This window comes from Calothrix sp. NIES-3974, assembly GCF_002368395.1.
GTDB lineage: Bacteria > Cyanobacteriota > Cyanobacteriia > Cyanobacteriales > Nostocaceae > NIES-3974.
The window spans coordinates 4,085,626-4,103,261 of the sequence record NZ_AP018254.1; the positions used below are offsets into that span (position 1 = coordinate 4,085,626).

Here is a 17,636-nt window from a genome sequence, read left to right on the forward strand (position 1 = left end):
ATCCCAAAAAATAAATATATGGAATTGTTTAGTTTGATTCAATTTGTGGGTTTGGCATAACCCAAACTGATTGTACCTGGATCTAGGAAAATTTCTCGTAAATTTACTGATTTAGATTCAGATGCAGTGATGCGAACATGGAGACAACCCTTGGCAGTGACACCAATAATAGTGCCAACAGAATTATCCACATACACCTGTTCCCCCATATTGCGGAAAAATTTGAGATAGCGCGGTAACAGCATACTCACTCCTTCCGAAAAAAGGCAAGTCAAACCAGCCTCGATACCCGCTAAAACCTCAGCTATCAATGCTTCCAGACTGTTTATTTGAATTTTTGCTGAATTTTTGATATCCCTAGAATCATCGTCCGGAGAGTTGAGCCACTGATATAAATTAATTCCCGTTTCCGGTACAGGATTCTGCCAATTAATCCCAACTCCGACCACTGCACGGGTGATTTTTTCTCCCCCAATCCTGGTTTCGGTCAAAATACCGCCCAGTTTACATCCTTGTAAAATTAAATCATTAGGCCATTTCAATTGCAAGGGGATACCACAACTTTGCAACTGGTGGGCAATACCCCAGGCTGTTGCCAAGGTCAACTGGTAGCTATCGGTTGCGGGAATCGGAGGTAAATTATTTTCTGGAGAAGATTGATAAATTAACATTGACAGATACAACCCCCCAGGTAAGGAACTCCATGTTCTACCCCATTGTCCACGACCGGAATTTTGTTGTTGAGCAATCACCGTAGTCCCGATATTTGCACCGGAATCAGCTAATTCCCAAGCAATTTGATTCGTGGATTCAACGCAGGAAAATGTATGTAGGGAAACATCCAAAAAACGGTGTTGACGGAGAAGATGGAAGCGAGATTCAATTTGCTGCAAATCAAGCATATTTTATGATTTTTACGGGGGAACATGTATTTAGTCGGATGGACATGTAAAATCTTGACCTGAAAGCTAGTGTTGTAGAGTAGGGAAAAACCACTTTCCCCGCATTTCTCACAAAACCCTAAAACTCATGGGGAATAGGGAGTAGGGATAGTCCGTATCAGGAAAATCAATCCGTTACTCAAGGCTTACAACTTACTCGCTCAAAATCCAGGTTTCATCTGTTTTGGTGTCAGGATTACATGTTGGCTACTCAGTGAAGTTTTAGCCAGAACCAACATAGCAGCTATTGAACTCAATGGGAAACAGTCGGTGAAAACTTTCGCTTTCCGTATACTTTATCAATAGAGATGGATCTAGATACCATTGCACTATTGCTGACAATTTAAGCTTATTAGTCTTTTGTCAATAAGTAATAATGCTCAAAATATTGTCAAAATCTGGATGAATAAACATGATGTTGAAGGATGCGATCGCTAAATTTTCAATGCATAATTGATTCTGGCGCGGAAAATCCAGTGTAAAGGTGAATTTAAAACTTCTCCTTCACCCCACTTTTAAGGATAATTACGAGTTGACAAAACTAATTTCACCTTAACTTGTCACGAATACCATTGCACTCAAATTTTGATACATTTTCTTCCCCTGCTCCCGAAAGCTTCCCGTCAGGTATCAAATCCAAAGTAAAACGGCATCAGAAGTGCCTTGAAAACCCAAAAAGACAATATATCAACACTTTTGCGAAGTGATATGGGGTTCTCCTGGCAAAACCTACCAAAAAATGTTAAATGCTAATACCCAGAATATCCTCCAATGCGGGGTAAAACCCATAGCCCTTTTTGTTTCAAAGACTTACGGTGAGCGGCTTACACCCCTATAGGTGATTATCATTCTCATACATTAGGGTCTATTAGTCCCTTGAAGCCTCATACCAATACTAACAGAAACCCTTATAATTAATCAACCCTTTTTTAGACTTTTTGGAATTGAATTCCAAGTTGAGATAAATCAAGTTGGCTCTGGTTTATTTGAGGTGATAAATATCTAGATTGAACTTGATTGTTGTAATTGCAAGGGTACATTTACCATTACAAAGCTTCCCATCAGGCATCAAATCTCAAGTAAAGCGCTATGAGCGATCGCGCAAATTATCCATTCCCAGAACCCAGGACTAAAGATACTGACTAGATTTAATTTAAACTCCCATATCCTCAGAGGATGTTTCTCAAGTATTAATTATCACTATTGTGACCATCGTCCTGACCCTGGAGATGGGGTTATCAAGCGGATTTTTCCTTCGAGAGTACAGACGAGACATGTCGCGTTTCTCCCTATTGCCGTACAGACGCGACATGTCGCGTCTCTTCCTGCTCCCAAAAACGATAATTCAAGTATTAGAAATGACTTTTTCAACAACCTCTTAAACAAAGCTACAAATTTTGTACCCATTCCCGTATTAACTGATTAACCACTTCTGGGACTTCATCGTGGGGACAGTGACCTGCATTGACAAAATGCTCAGTTAGGTCTGGATAATAGGTTTTGAATTGCTCTGAGCGAAGACGGGAATTCATCCACGGATCACCTTCTCCCCAAATTAACATTAATGGTAGTGTTAATTGTTTGAGCAAAATATCAACTTTTTCTCCCTGTCGGTTGCTAAATAAACCTGAAAAGACATCAAATGCACCGACATCACAGGAAGGACGATGGATATCCGCAACTAATTCATCGGTAATTGCAGAGTGGTCAAGATAAACTTTTTTCAAAGTCCGACGAATTACCCAGGGATTACGCAGGTATTGAAATAATAAATATTGGGAAATCCGCCGTTGAAACACCCATTTTGCGCTATTGCCAATAAGTTTCTGAATTAGTGTCGGATTGGGTCTAACTTGGTTGGGAGGTGCGCTAAATGGCCCCGCACTATTGAGTAAAATAACACCTTTTGCCGCTTCTGGACATTGAGCCGCTAAACATAAACTTGCATAGCCACCCAGAGAATTTCCAGCTAATACCGCAGGTTCGCCAATAATTTGGGTAATAAAATCATACAGTTGGTCTCGCCATAAATCCCCACCATATTCTAGCTTTGGTTTAGCAGACCTGCCATACCCCAACAAATCTATGGCGTAAACGGCAAAATCATTTTGTAAACCATGAATATTTTTACGCCAGTGGTCAGTCGATGCTCCGAAGCCATGCACCAGTAGCAACGGTGGGTGAGTAAGTTGTTTATTTCCGGCTGGGACATAGTAAATATTATGACCTCGCCATTGCCAGTATTCTCCAGGGATTGTGGGGATAGAGGTTGGTTTGATGGTCTGCATTTTACAAAGATATATTAAGCCATTTTTAATAATGGTAAAGCATCTTTGTTGTAAAGGTAATCTCTGTAGGGGACAAAAGCTTGCAAAGTGTTATATTTCAATACTTGCAACCAGGATAAACTCAATGAAACTAGAATAATCAACGGTTACAGCCCCTGATATGTAGCAAGCATTAACGTAAACGATATAAAACATATCCTAACAATTTGACCTGGGAGCAGTAGGAATTAATTGCCGATTTGTCCCCCAGACAAAACCAGGTGGTCGTCCAAGAAAAGTAGCAATTTATGCAGTAGTAAATGGGATTATGTACGTACTTTGTCAAGGGTAAGTCTTCAAAACAATACAAGAATACTTAATAAACATATTAAAGTCCCATATCCTCACCCCTCCCCGCTCCTACCTCCTGTATTCTATCTCCTTATCCTACCCCTCCCCATGCCTTCGCTGATGCCATTTCCAGGCATGGGAAATAATATCATCCAGATTCGGGTACTTCGGTTCCCAACCGAGGATTTGTCGAGCTTTTTCACCGCTACCAATTAAAGCCGGGGGGTCTCCAGGACGGCGATCGCATGTTTTCACTGCAATCGGTTTTCCGGTAACGCGCTGGGCTGTTTCAATCACTTGTTTTACGGAAAAACCGTTGCCGTTACCCAAGTTAAATACGGCACTGGGAGAGTCTCTCAGTAAATATTCTAAACCCAAAACATGGGCATCCGCTAAATCACTGACATGAATATAATCTCGAACACATGTACCATCAGGTGTATCGTAATCCGTACCAAAAATCGAGACAGAATCACGTTTTCCTAACGCTGTTTGTAACACTAACGGAATGATGTGGGTTTCTGGATTGTGGTCTTCCCCTAACAAACCATTGGGGTCTGCACCAGCAGCATTAAAGTAACGGAAGCGGACTGATTTTAAGCCATAGGCGGTGTCAAAATCGGTGAGAATACGTTCCACCATTAACTTGCTTGCACCGTAGGGATTAATCGGATTTTGGGGGTGGTCTTCAGGAATGGGCACAACTACGGGGACACCGTAGGTTGCACAAGTTGAAGAAAATACAAATTTATTTACATTGGCAGCTAACATCGCTTCTAACAGCGTAATTGTACCGATAACGTTATTACGGTAATATTTTGCCGGGTCAGATACGGATTCACCTACGTAGGCATAGGCGGAGAAATGCATGACAGCAGAGATATCACGGGTGCGAAAAACCTCATCCAGTAGACCACGGTCATTAGTATCCCCGACTACCAATTCCGTCTGTAATACGGATTCAACCAGGTCACGATGTCCGTAAACGAGATTATCAAGAACTACCACATTGTACCCGGCTTTTTTCAGGGCAAGTACGGTATGGGAGCCGATATATCCAGCGCCTCCAGTGACAAGAATGGTAGGCTTTTGGGGCGACATATTTTTTCCTTTTTAGCTATGGGTACTCAATTAATTTAATTTACTAGACACCATCGGTGAATCTGGATTAAGGGAGAAAATTACAAAACAACATTACACTTGACTAAAAATTGCTCTAAAATCACTACGACGGTAGTCTTAATATAGTTCGGATGTGAGGAGCTATTTTGCCATTCCAGTTCAAGTTTTGTTACACTCTGGCGGTAAAATCGGTCGAATCCCAACACGTGTGAGACTGACCAAAATTCGCAGAATTGAGAGAGAATTTTATGTTTTTAATGTTAAGTCGAGTACTGTTGTGGCTGCTAATTGGTACCATTGCCTACACTCTATTCCAAAAATGGTTTCCGAATAGTAATTTCTTCGGAAAAATGATATTAATTGCGCTTATTGTGGTGTTAGCACTTTCGTTTGTGAATCCGAATGAACCTGCGCTAGCCTCAATTTGGCAAGTTGTCACATTTCCCCTGAAACCCTTGGGTGCTGCGATTTTATTGATGATTCTCGCAGCTCAAAAGTTAAAGGAGGGTGCAATTGGCAAACCTGGTGGAAACTATTTGGTGGCTTCGTTATTAATCTTATTATTTGCTAGTACACCTGCTTTTGGCTACTTCCTATTCCGTCTTCCCCTTGCCACTGGGACAAATCCCGTGGTCAGCGAAGTACAAGTGGTCCAACTTCCCAGTAATTCCCTCGCAACAGCACCTGGTATTAATGGCAGCACAATAGTGGCAGATATGAATCTGAGAACTCCCTACTTGGCCCAAGCTCCCCAGACTCCCCAGGATATTACCCGTCCCCGTCCTTTGCAGTTGAGTGATTTTGTCCCTAGCGCCCAAATGTTAAGTATTACAACCCGTGAATGGGAACGTTATTTGGCGCAAATTTACTTTTTCCTGGGTGGTGGACGAAGTTAGTTTCTTGAATCTGTTCTTGCTCCCAATTAATGGCCGAGTCTGGATTCTGTTGGACTCGGTTATTTTTTGGATTTTGCCTACCTTCTACGTAAAACATCCAACAACTTACGAAACTCCTCTGGTATTGGTGCGGTGACTTCCAACCATTCCTGGGTGACTGGATGTTGCAACCTTAATCGCCATGCATGGAGAGCTTGGCCAGATAATTTCACCCCAATTGAGTGTGCTGAACTATACAACGGGTCGCCCACAATTGGATGACCAATTTGTGAGCTATGGACGCGAATTTGATGGGTGCGTCCAGTCTCTAATTGATAATGCATTAACGTATAATTACTGAGGCGTTCTTGAATTTGCCAGTGGGTGACTGCTTCTCGACCACCTTTTTCTAAAGGGACAACAGCCATTTTTTTCCGGTCTACCGGGTGACGACCAATTGGTAAATTGATTGTGCCTATTTCAGTTTTGGGAGCGCCATAAACTACACCTAGGTATTCACGACGAGCTGTTTTGGCTTTGAGTTGGGCTTGCAAGTGTTGATGGCTAAATTCTGTCTTCGCAACGACAATCGCACCTGTAGTATCCTTGTCAAGGCGATGGACGATACCGGGACGCTGGATACCACCAATTCCAGGGAGATAGGGACAATGGGCTAGAAGGGCATTTACGAGAGTACCATTGGGGTGTCCGGGTGCGGGATGAACCACTAACCCCGCAGGTTTGTTGACGACGATGAGTTCATCGTCTTCGTAGAGGATATCTAAAGGGATATGTTCGGCTGCTAATGCCAAGGGTTCGGCTTCGGGAATAGTGACAATGATGGTATCACCAGCTTTGACGGTGATTTTCTTGGATATACAAGCTTGGTTGTTGATTGCTACCCAACCCTGTTCTATTAAACTTTGAATCCGCGATCGCGATAATGATAACCCGGATAATTCCTCTGCCAAATACCTGTCTAGTCTATCCCCCCCAAATTCCACGTATAATTCGATTTTTTCCACGTTCTCTCTTTGATTCTATTGATTTTGAATTCTGACTCCCTCTCCCTATTTATAAGCGAGGGATGGAACTAATAGGTATCTACTTACGTCTTCTGCCCATCCAAATTCTAATGTATATTTTGTATTACTAGTGTTTGCTTGAGTGGAAAAAGTCACAATCATCTAGTTCCAGTTTAAGTGAGAGAAAATAAGTTTTTCAAGGCGAATTTTGTTTTTTACCAATCATCAGGTGTCGATATGAGTAAAAATAAACACGCATCAATTACTCCATTTAAGTACCTTACTTTGTTAGCTCTTCAAGATAGCTTCGCAGGTATTTTTTACTTTTTGTAAAAAATTTATTGTAATGTGAGTTTAGTCAAGATATTTGTTGTCATAAAATTTAAACTGGTTTGTTAATTTGATGGTGAAGGAAAAATTGGCAATACTGCACGGGAGTCACGACGCGAAACTTACTACCCGATTAAACAAAACTTAAACTAAATCAAGAGGTAGTTTTTAATACTTAGTTTATCTTGTTTGAGAGTCGAGAATTGGGATTTGACCTATATAACCGAATTGATAACCGGAGGAAAAGGAGTAATTCTTGATACTTATTGTCCGCATCTAAACCTGTAACCAGAAAGCAAGAAAAAACCTGATTTATTTTCTATCTAGCTTACTTCCTGCGTAGCAGGTGTACACACTAATAATGTGTTGTTATCAAAAAGACTATATTTAGGGTGTCTAAGTAACGGAAGTAAAAATCCTAATTCCAGATTAACATGCTCAAGGACATGGGTTATGGTGTACATCTATGAATACAGTGGCAGCATAATATCCGAAATTATTCGGGGTAAAAGTTAAAATTATACTCCTAGTCGGAGCAAAAATTTGATTTTTTTAATCGGTGGTTTAACTAGAATAAATCCCATCCCCAGTTACTTGTGTTTCCTATTTAGCAAGCAAAGTTATCTGAATATGATATAGATTTATATATATCAAATATCAAGCAGATTGCTATCATTTAATTCTCTAGTTAAATTATCCACAAACGGTAATTTACATTTAAAAAAACTATTATGCAAACCCTTCCAATTGGTAGATATCGCTTTTTTCAGAGATTGCAACCGATATCAGTTCTGAATCGAATTATCAGTAAAAAGACGAGTGGGTGTCTGCAAGTATTTAGTGCTTCTGGAACCTGGTTGATATATCTTGAGGAAGGGAAAGTTATTTATGCCTGTTATGGGGATAATATGCTAGATACCTTGCTGAGTAAACTGCAAATACTCAGTAAACAAATACCAACATTAAATGCAGAAGTATATCAAAGAATCAAAACAATTTTTGATACATCAATTGATAATAAAGCAATTCCCCATCTAGATTATTTGGCAATTTGCTGGTTAGTAAATCGCAAACATCTCACTTGTCAACAAGCGAAATTATTAATTGAAGAATTGGCATTAGATGTTCTCACCGCTATTTTAAAAATTCAAGAAGGTAGCTACGAAATTACGGCTAACTCAGCTTTAGAAAATATGCCTCAATTTTGTCAGCTAGATTTAAGTGCATTAATTGCTAATTCTCGAAGTCGGGTGGAGCATTCAAAAAAATCGACAGATGTATCTGCAAGAAAAACCCCTCAGCAAGATTTAGACACAGCAACGGAGTCATCCCATCAGCACCATAGTGAAACCGGAAATCAGGGGACAGAATATCATCCTGAAAATCAGAAGCAAGTATATACAATTTTATGTATTGACGATAGTTTAACTGTTTTAGCTGCAATCCAGCGTTTTTTAGACGAACAGATATTTCGCGTTGTCACCATTAGTGAACCAGTTAAAGCTTTAATTCAAATTATTCGTCTCAAACCAGATTTAATTTTATTAGATGTGGGAATGCCAAATTTAGATGGCTATGAGTTGTGTGGATTAGTACGTAAACATACACACTTTAAACATACGCCAATTATTATGGTGACAGCACGCACGGGATTAATAGATCGCGCTCGTGCAAAAATGTTAGGTGCATCTGGTTATTTAACTAAGCCATTTACACAAGCCGATTTATTAAAAGTTATATTTCACCATTTATCTTAAATCCTACTTCTCACAAATCTCTCAGATAGGGAGTACAGACGCGACATGTCGCGTCTCTCCTAAAATCCAAATAATCTGTCAATATCTTGGACTACCGAAGTACCGTGACGGGGATTGATTTGTAACGACCTTCTGTCTCCAGAAAGTTGGTAGGTGAGGGGTGGGGATTGGGTAAGACGGGTTTTTACTTCTTCTGTAAATAGGGGATTGGGATTTTTCTCCATTAATGCTTGTATTGCGATCGCACGTTGGGATATAGTGGGAACAAAAGGATTGGATTCAGGTGGAGCAAAGCGAGCTAAAATCTCCATTGCCCGCAAACAACCTCCCCGTTCAAAACCAGCACGAACCGATGCTAAATAAGCAAATTCATCGACTGCTAGCTGTTGCTGATGACCACGTTGCTGAAGATGCTTGTCTAGTTCCTTGATTCTGGTTTCGATGGTTTGTTCGATTCGTCTTTGGGAATCACGACGACGATGATTCGGGTTGTTAATAATCCCCCCCACCAAATCACCCACTAATCCCGGTAAAAGTCGATTAGCGATCGCACCACCAACTGTTCTCATCACCGAACCTGTGGAATTGCCTCGCTGTTGGGTAGAGAGGGAATTTTCAACTTCGCTACGAATTTGACGAATGTAGTCATTGCGTAGTTCTTCTGTGATGGGAAGATGCTGCTGGATGTGCTGTCCCATCTGTTGAGCAACAACACAAGCTAAAGCGGAAGCATCTCCAGGAATCCGGGAGAGTAAATTCTGGGGAATCACAATGGAATTTGTTCCCCGATTTAACTGGTTAACTTGGGATTCCGGTACAATTGTCACTTGCCAAGTCTGATTGTCATAACCGTTAGTCCGGGCAATCCTTTCCACAATTCGATACAAAGTGTAAAGTTCCGTAGGTAGTTCATTGCGAGCGGTTGCAAAAGGACTTGTTGCGGATGTCGCTACTGGGGTTTCAGCCAATACAGACCTCAAGGGTACAACCGTTGAGAGTGAGAACGATAATAATATTCCCAGAGCAATATGGGGTTTCCGGATCAAGTTTAACATAGCTGGTTAAAGATAGGTAATGAAAGGGCGATCGCGAAACAACATGAAAAAGTCATACCAATCTCAAAAACAATGGGACAGATGGATTGTGTCTGTAGAGACGTAATACATTACGTCTCCGTCTCCACATTTTGGGAATCGGCATTAGTAGAATTGAGCAATGGCAGTCAGGGATTGTTCCAAAAATAGATGAAGAACATGTATCAAAATAGCAAATTTTTAGCAATGAAATATACGTATTATTACGCGGGCTAACTAGGGTGATTCGCTCAAATACATCCTCAAGCAATAACTCCTAATCTTGTCCCACATGTGAACTCAAAATAATTGCAACTCAATATAAATCCCCATATATCCCCCACAAACGCGCGTCACACAGCTGCTGATAGAGACAGATATTTCTCCCCCAACTTCCCCATCATCCCCAGCATCCGGTATCCTGTATCTTGTATCCTCAACCTCACATCGTCATGAATCAGGGTAAAATAGGAGTTGCCGTTGTTGGCACAGGTTTTGGACAAAAGGTTCATATTCCAGCTTTTCAAGCTCATCACCGCACCGAAGTAGTTGCAGTTTACCATCGCAACATCGAAACAGCCCAAAAAATCGCCACAACTCAGCATATACCCCATGCTTGTGATTCCCTGTCAAATATTTTGACCCTTGCAGAGGTGGATGCAGTGGCAATTTCCACACCGCCATTTTTACACTATCCAATGGCAAAAGTTGTATTAGCAGCAAAAAAGCATTTATTGTTGGAAAAACCGACAGCTTTGAACCTGGCAGAAGCCAAGGAATTGTATCAAATGGCACAATTAGCAAAGGTTGTTGCCACAATGGACTTTGAATTTCGTTTTGTACCTGCTTGGCAATATTTTGCCCAGTTATTGCAGCAGAAATTGGTGGGTGAAATTCGCTTGATCAAAATTGATTGGTTAGGTTCTTCCCGTGCAGATGTCACCCGTCCTTGGAATTGGTACTCTTGTCGGGAGATGGGTGGGGGAGCATTAGGTTCCCTTGCGTCCCATGCTTTTGATTATATTTACTGGTTATTTGGGGGGGTAAAACGTTTAAACGCTCATTTCACAACCGCAATACCCCAACGTCTTGATCCACAGACAGGGGAATTTAAACCAGTAGATAGCGATGATACTTGTATGTTGTCTTTAGAACTCGTCGATGGAACCCCGTGTCAGGTGTCGATTAGTGCGGTGGTTCATGCATCCCGTCCCCATTGGTTGGAGGTGTATGGGGATAAGGGGACATTAGTATTGGGAAGTGAAAATCAGAAAGATTATATTCATGGATTTCGGATTTGGAATGTGCAACCAGGAGAAAAGCCGATAGAAATGGAGATACCCAGTCATTTGTTGTTTCCCCATGATTACCCAGACGGGAGAATATCGGCATTTTTGCGGGTGGTGGATAATTGGGTACAGGGAATAGACAGGGGTGAACCAGTAATTCCCGGATTAGGTGAAGGGGTATATTCCCAATTATTAATGGATTTAGCCCAAGAATCAAATTTGCGATCGCAATGGGTAGATGTTCCGGAAATTATGTAGCAAGAATACAGAATACAAATTGAAAATTTCTCGTAGAGACGTAGGAATGCTACGTCTTGTCTAACCGTTTTTTGAATCGTGATAAATAATCCAAAATCTGTATTTGCTGGAAGAATAAATCCCCCAACAACTTTCCGCAAAATCCAATTAAGGGTATTACTACCGGAGCAAAGCATTTAATCTTGCTTGCAAAAAGGATTCCTGCTGAGAAATTTGTAAAATATTTCGCCAAGACACAAAAATGAGCACAAACAGAGGGATAATTAATACTACCACAACAAACCAGGGAATACCTGCATAGATGAGGGAATTAGCCCATAAATTCAGTGTACTGCTAGCATATTCATTAGCTTCCGAGTAGGTGTTTTGGATAACAATAATTGGGGATTTGGTGATAATGCGGATGATATTACCAACTCCAGCTTGCAGCATATCAATTGCTTGGCTATGAGTCCATCCCCAAATAAAATTTTGGTCATCACCTAAATTGCGTTCAATTGCATACATCATCCGGAAATGCCAATTAGAAATAATGGAGGATAGTCCTAAGATGAATCCAAATCCAGCCAAAATTATAGCGGTGATTTTCAGAGAAATTTTCGACCAAATATATTCTAAGTTGACAGCAAAAGGTAAAAATATAATTGGTAAAATCGTGATTAAATGTCTTGGACCCCAACCAGCAGCACCATACCAACTTCGCAAACGAGCATGAAGTAGTAACCACAGTACTGTCAGGATACTGATATAAATAGCCTCCTTGGGATATTGACGCGCAAATCTCCGGAATATCAGGATGGAAATTAGAATCAATGGTGCATAGATAAAAATACTTTTTCCGGGACTGAATAATAAACCAGATAGACCGACAAAAATATTTCCATCTAAAGCATTGTTTCCTGCATAAACACTTGTTTGGACGGGTGATTTATAAAAAATACCTGTGCGTAAAAAGTTGTACCAAGATTGCCAAATAGCAAAGGGAATGAGGGTGACTCCAGCTAAAATCAAGTTGCGTAGCTTTTGGGTAATTGAAGCTTGATGGGAAATGAATAGGTAAATGCAAGCAGCAAAAATTGGTAATACCATTGACACACGAGTAATCAAGGCAAAACCTAATGCTATAAAACAAGCAATTATGAATTTAGATTCTTGAGTTTGACGATGACGAATTAAACATAAACAAGATATAGTGAGAAGGGTGGTGCATAAAACACCGTCAAAGAGATTGCGGGAATAAGTCCAGAAAAAGGTTGTAAAAGCAAGAAAACTAGTAGCGATAAAACTGGATATAATTGTTTGCTGAAAGCCGACTCGAAGAATGGTGAAAAATATCGTTGCCGTCAGGGAAGAGTAAATACCCGCTTGAAAGGATAAAATAAACTGTTTAGCTTTTTCAATGGTCTCTGAGCTGACAAATTGAGAAGCAATATTTTCCAACATCACATTCATAAATGCCGTTGGTAGCATAAATAAGGTATTACCGATTTCATGTCCTGCATAGAATCTACCATTGGGTGCAACTTGGAAAACTCCCTCCGGTTGGGTCGCAAATCCAAGTTGACCGTGCTTGACTATTTGTACTGCAACTTCATAGTGAAATAATCCTTCGGAAGAATCGACTCCACTATTAGTAAAAGCAAATATTGACCAGAAAAATATAAATACATTTATCTGCAATTTATACTGCTGATAAAATGAAATCAAAGCCTGTATAATCATCTTCATCAGAATATTTTTAGATAAATTAACACTGCTCAAGAAGTAGACTTTCCTAAAGAAATTGCCCAAATACCACTAATCAATAAACCCACACCAATCCATTGGGAAACAACAATTTTTTCCCGTAAAATTATGCCACTGACAATTGTTGTTGCCACAATCGTCAACCCAATTACCACTGGATAGGCAACAGATAAATTAAATTTTCCTAAAACTAAAATATAGAAAATGGTACTAATTCCATATAACCCAATTCCCCCTAACAAATATAAATTTAGTGGTGTTTGACCCGAACCCATTTTCAGCAAAGTTTGTGCCCCTGTATTTAAAATGACAGTGAGACAGATTAAAATTATCATCAAAAATTGTTGCATATAGATCTCGAATATTTTTTAATGAAATTCAATAATCCTGCTTTTCAAATAACCAAAGTTCCCGTAAATGAGGATAGGATTTTTGGACAAATCGACCAGCTATTTTTTCCCACCATCGGGGTGGATGGGGAAGGGAAGCAACCTGAATACTTGCACATCCTATAATTTTTGCTCCCAAAATATCAGTATGAAAAGAATCACCAATAACAACAACTTGATGCGGTTTTATTTGCATCACAGAAATTGCATGTTTAAAGGCTTTCGGTAAAGGTTTTCTTGCGGGACTTAAAGCAGGTATATTTAAGCGGTTTGACCAATATATTACCCGATGACGACGCTTTCCATTCGAGAGCATAAACATTTTGAAGCCAGCAGATTTAGCTTCACTAATCCATGCTTCCACGTGGGGAGATAAATAACGATCATCTTCCGAAATAATTGTATTATCCAAATCTAAAATAATGCCTTGAAATTGACATAACTTTAACCAATTAATATCAATATCTGCCACTGTTTCAGAACAATAATGATATTTACCCCGATGATGAGTGTAATTATTTATGGACGCTTGATGCTGACCAAAAAATAAACCTGTAAATAACTTGTGGAATAACGACAGCAACATTATTTCCCCCTATAAACCAGGTTGAATTAAACCCTCACTTCTTAACCATAAAATGGTGAAACAAGTCAAAACCCAACCAATCACCGTGAGTAAAATTGGTAAATCCTTCAGTAAAACCTCCTCCGGTCTTTCACTACGTCCTCCCCTTTCCACATCACTGTGAACATCACTGTCAATTTCCTGGGGGTCACTCAATAGCTGGTAGCGAAAAATACCATATAACACAAATGGTAAGGTAATTAACATCCAAGAAGTTGATGCACCTCGCACCACCGGACCTGAACTCCATAACGCATAGGAGACGACTGCACCCGTAGTCACAATACTTTCCATTCTTTGTAAGAGTGATAGGGAATACCGACGGAGGACAGCACGAGGTTTTCCACCTTTAAGCTTTGCTAACCGTAATTCAGCCTTACGTTTCTCAATTGCCAAAAACAGCGCTAACATCGCTGTACACAACATAAACCAGGGAGACATGGTGATATTAGTAGCAACAGCCCCCGCACTTGCACGGAGAACAAAACCTGTTGCGATCGTACAAATATCTAATATCACCATCCGCTTGAGACGTAGGTTATAGGCTACTTGTAAAATTGCATACCCACTAATTATTGCACCTAATCCGGGAGAACGCAGCCAACTCAGGGTGACAGCACCCGCAAGTAAAAATATGGCCATAATAATTGCGACAGGAATACTGACTAAACCCACAGCAATCGGACGTTTACATTTAACCGGATGTTGACGGTCTGATTCCACATCCACAATATCGTTAATTAAATAAAATCCGCTCGATGCTGCACAAAATAAAATGAATGCCAAACTGCTACCAAAGAAGGATGGGTAATTAATACTAAAAGCGAATAACGGAGCCGCAAATACAATTAAATTTTTTGTCCATTGACGGGGACGCAAAGCATTAATATGGGCAACCATTCGCTGTGGAAATGTCAAGGGATTTTCTAATATTTCTCTGCTTTGATTTTTCATGGTAATGGAAAATAAGAATTTAAGTTTTCATGAGTGGCAAGCATGTGACAATAACATGTCATAAAGACATTTAAATAAATTTGCGGCACGTAGTCTATAGAGAAATAAATGATAATGATTATGACAGTTAGTCTCTAAATCTCAAAAATTTTAAATTTAAAAATCTGAGTATTTACTAAAATTCATCGCTATGAATAGATGAATTAGGACTTACGCATTTATTGCCATAAAACAAGATATTGAGATTGCTACGTAAGCAAGTCGTTCCGCTGCGTGTCTACCTGATATTGTAATAACGTAACTGCGTAGTGATTGCGTAATTCCTGTGAATAAAATATGTATTTACTTGCGAAAAAATAATTGATACCAGCCAAAGTCAATTAAACGCCATCATGTCTGTTTATAATAGACACAACGTTTTAGTCATCTCTTCAACAAATCACCCATAGCGCCTCTAAACAACTAATTCCAAATCCAAAATATAGATGAACCGCAATCGGCTGTTGCTCATTTAATTTGCATATTCACTACTTTTGATGGATGACTATCAACTATTTGTCAACTGTTAACCGTCAGTACAACAATAATTCGGGATAATTAATCCAGCGAATAAAACTAAAAACACCCTACTCACTTAAACAGGACTAATTGACAAATCATTGGTAACAATCTGCCAAAATACTTCACACTTAGAATATTATCGGTATTTGAATATTCATTTGGTACAAAAAAAATAATTTATAATTTCTTTAATTGTTAGATATTAATAGGAATTTAAAATTTACATAAATTTCATAAACTCATCATTATTGCCAATAGAATCAATCCTGAAGATAAACTACATCTATCAAAGGGAAGAACTGGAAGTAGATTGGTAATTTCTCCAGAAACATGCAAAATATTAGTTAGTTCAGAAATCAAAATCAACAATTTTATGACAAAAGCTATACTCAGTAAACTTTGCATCGTTTTTGCTGTAACATTTATCATAGCCATTTCCCCGGCATACGCAGAAAATATGATTAACCCAGAGAAAATATTTACAACCCACTGTGCAGGATGTCACATTAATGGCGGTAATATAGTGAGGCGAGGAAAAAACTTGAAAATTAAAACACTAGAGAGGAACGGCTTTGACAATGTGAATGCGATCGCCCAACTAGTCACTAACGGCAAGAATAACATGTCCGCCTATAAAGACCGTCTAACCGTGGAAGAAATCCAAGCGGTCTCGGAGTATGTACTGACCCAAGCGAAAAATGGTTGGAAATAAGGTAGGAAACAGAATACAGGAGTAACCTCTTAACACCCAGTAATCAGTAATCAAGGGTCAAAATAATCCAAAATCGAATAATCCAAAATCTAAAATCCAAAATCTAAAATCCAGATGACTTTTCCTCAATCCAGTCGATTACAATTTACCCCTGATTTAAACATCTGTCGTCTGTTGAATGGAATGTGGCAAGTTTCCGGAGGACACGGACGCATCAATGCCAATTCAGCAATTGAGATGATGTTTAAATACCATGATGCAGGATTTACCACCTGGGATTTAGCAGACCATTATGGACCTGCGGAGGATTTAATCGGTGAATTCCGTCGTCAACTGATGAAAACCCGTGGGGAAGCAGCTTTATCATCCATACAAGCCTTTACCAAATGGGTTCCCCGTCCTGGTAAAATGACACGGGAAATTGTTGAGAAAAATATTCAAACTTCCCTACGTCGCATGGATGTTCCAAGTTTGGATTTGCTCCAATTCCATTGGTGGGATTACAGCGACAGTAATTACCTAGATGCCTTAAAATTTATGGCAGATTTACAGGCAGAAGGGAAAATAAAGCATTTAGCCCTGACCAACTTTGACACCGAACACTTAGAAATTATTACCGCAGCAGGAATTAAAATTGTTTCTAACCAAGTGCAATTTTCCCTAGTTGACCGTCGTCCAGAAGTTGCGATGGTGCAATTTTGTCAACAGCACAATATCAAATTATTCACCTATGGAACATTATGTGGTGGATTTTTATCTGAAAAGTATCTAGGCAAACCGGAGCCAAATCGCTTTGGATTAGAAACAGTCAGTCAGAAAAAATATAAACAAATGATTGATGCTTGGGGAGGATGGCAATTATTTCAAGAATTACTTCATTGCCTTAAGCAAATCGCCGATAAACATCAAGTGAGTATTGCAAATGTAGCAGTGAGAGCGATTTTAGAAAATCCCTGTGTTGGTGGGGTAATTGTGGGAGCTAGATTAGGTATAGCCGAACATATTCAAGATAATCAGCGAGTATTTGACTTTGAATTAGATGGGGAAGACTGGCAGAAAATAAATGCAATCTCCATTCAATCCCGTGATTTATTCGCCATTATTGGTGATTGTGGTGATGAATATCGATAATTTCCAGAAACCGGGTATTACTGAATACAAAGATATGAATTGAAAATTGTACGTTATGATGTATTTGCATTGCTACGTCTCTACGATGATTGCGGTTTTAATCCAATAATGTCAATAAGTCAATAAATATAATTCCTACCCAAATTCAGCAACACCAAAACCCGAATTATCGATCTAGATGGTTCCAATTTCAAGTTCAGAAATTTCTCCTGTATTCTGTATTCACCTCA

Annotated in this window: 14 protein-coding genes; 5 read left to right on the forward strand and 9 right to left on the reverse strand. The window is 39.5% G+C overall.

The genetic code is table 11. The features are described from left to right. Positions 1-38 precede the first annotated feature (38 nt). The 3 genes from CDC37_RS16455 to galE all read right to left on the reverse strand — a co-directional run bounded on the left by CDC37_RS16455 (position 39) and on the right by galE (position 4,660). Positions 39-902, reverse strand: coding sequence for a biotin--[acetyl-CoA-carboxylase] ligase (locus CDC37_RS16455; RefSeq protein WP_096623236.1), 864 nt, complete (start codon positions 900-902; stop codon positions 39-41). A gap of 1,427 nt (positions 903-2,329) precedes the next feature. After that, positions 2,330-3,229 (reverse strand): alpha/beta fold hydrolase, encoded by a 900-nt coding sequence (locus CDC37_RS16460; protein ID WP_096623238.1) that lies wholly within the window; start codon positions 3,227-3,229, stop codon positions 2,330-2,332. A 426-nt stretch (positions 3,230-3,655) separates the two neighbouring features. Next, complete coding sequence (galE, locus tag CDC37_RS16465; RefSeq protein WP_096623240.1) at positions 3,656-4,660, reverse strand: UDP-glucose 4-epimerase GalE; 1,005 nt, start codon at positions 4,658-4,660, stop codon at positions 3,656-3,658. Positions 4,661-4,929: 269 nt separating this feature from the next. Between galE and CDC37_RS16470 the strand changes: the two genes are divergently transcribed. Further along, positions 4,930-5,577, forward strand: a complete 648-nt coding sequence (locus CDC37_RS16470; RefSeq protein WP_096623242.1) for a hypothetical protein — start codon at positions 4,930-4,932, stop codon at positions 5,575-5,577. 77 nt (positions 5,578-5,654) lie between these two features. Here CDC37_RS16470 and CDC37_RS16475 read toward each other — a convergent pair whose 3' ends face one another. Beyond that, the gene (locus CDC37_RS16475; protein ID WP_096623244.1) at positions 5,655-6,581 is read right to left on the reverse strand and encodes an RluA family pseudouridine synthase; all 927 of its coding nucleotides are present in this window, start codon (positions 6,579-6,581) and stop codon (positions 5,655-5,657) included. A 1,061-nt stretch (positions 6,582-7,642) separates the two neighbouring features. Here CDC37_RS16475 and CDC37_RS16480 point away from each other — a divergent pair. Continuing rightward, complete coding sequence (locus tag CDC37_RS16480; protein ID WP_096623246.1) at positions 7,643-8,668, forward strand: response regulator; 1,026 nt, start codon at positions 7,643-7,645, stop codon at positions 8,666-8,668. A 59-nt stretch (positions 8,669-8,727) separates the two neighbouring features. On the opposite strand, the gene CDC37_RS16485 is transcribed toward CDC37_RS16480, so the two are convergent. Then, on the reverse strand, positions 8,728-9,723 hold the full coding sequence (locus CDC37_RS16485; RefSeq protein WP_157780768.1) for a hypothetical protein: 996 nt from the start codon (positions 9,721-9,723) through the stop codon (positions 8,728-8,730). A 470-nt stretch (positions 9,724-10,193) separates the two neighbouring features. Between CDC37_RS16485 and CDC37_RS16490 the strand changes: the two genes are divergently transcribed. Beyond that, on the forward strand, positions 10,194-11,288 hold the full coding sequence (locus CDC37_RS16490; RefSeq protein ID WP_096623250.1) for a Gfo/Idh/MocA family protein: 1,095 nt from the start codon (positions 10,194-10,196) through the stop codon (positions 11,286-11,288). A gap of 159 nt (positions 11,289-11,447) precedes the next feature. On the opposite strand, the gene CDC37_RS16495 is transcribed toward CDC37_RS16490, so the two are convergent. The 4 genes from CDC37_RS16495 to CDC37_RS16510 are packed head-to-tail and all read right to left on the reverse strand — an operon-like array spanning position 11,448 to position 15,002. After that, the gene (locus CDC37_RS16495; protein WP_231943090.1) at positions 11,448-13,016 is read right to left on the reverse strand and encodes a glycosyltransferase family 39 protein; all 1,569 of its coding nucleotides are present in this window, start codon (positions 13,014-13,016) and stop codon (positions 11,448-11,450) included. 29 nt (positions 13,017-13,045) lie between these two features. After that, positions 13,046-13,384 (reverse strand): SMR family transporter, encoded by a 339-nt coding sequence (locus CDC37_RS16500; RefSeq protein WP_096623254.1) that lies wholly within the window; start codon positions 13,382-13,384, stop codon positions 13,046-13,048. A 28-nt stretch (positions 13,385-13,412) separates the two neighbouring features. After that, positions 13,413-14,009 (reverse strand): YqeG family HAD IIIA-type phosphatase, encoded by a 597-nt coding sequence (locus CDC37_RS16505; protein ID WP_096623256.1) that lies wholly within the window; start codon positions 14,007-14,009, stop codon positions 13,413-13,415. Between the two features lie 9 nt (positions 14,010-14,018). Continuing rightward, positions 14,019-15,002: a decaprenyl-phosphate phosphoribosyltransferase gene (locus CDC37_RS16510; protein ID WP_096623258.1), complete on the reverse strand. Its 984-nt coding sequence runs from the start codon at positions 15,000-15,002 to the stop codon at positions 14,019-14,021. 934 nt (positions 15,003-15,936) lie between these two features. Here CDC37_RS16510 and CDC37_RS16515 point away from each other — a divergent pair. Together CDC37_RS16515 and CDC37_RS16520 are read left to right on the forward strand one after the other, a co-directional pair. After that, positions 15,937-16,275 carry a c-type cytochrome gene (locus CDC37_RS16515; RefSeq protein ID WP_096623260.1) on the forward strand — a complete coding sequence of 113 codons (339 nt, stop codon included), beginning with the start codon at positions 15,937-15,939 and terminating at the stop codon, positions 16,273-16,275. 114 nt (positions 16,276-16,389) lie between these two features. Beyond that, the gene (locus CDC37_RS16520; RefSeq protein ID WP_096623262.1) at positions 16,390-17,406 is read left to right on the forward strand and encodes an aldo/keto reductase; all 1,017 of its coding nucleotides are present in this window, start codon (positions 16,390-16,392) and stop codon (positions 17,404-17,406) included. Positions 17,407-17,636: the final 230 nt, after the last annotated feature.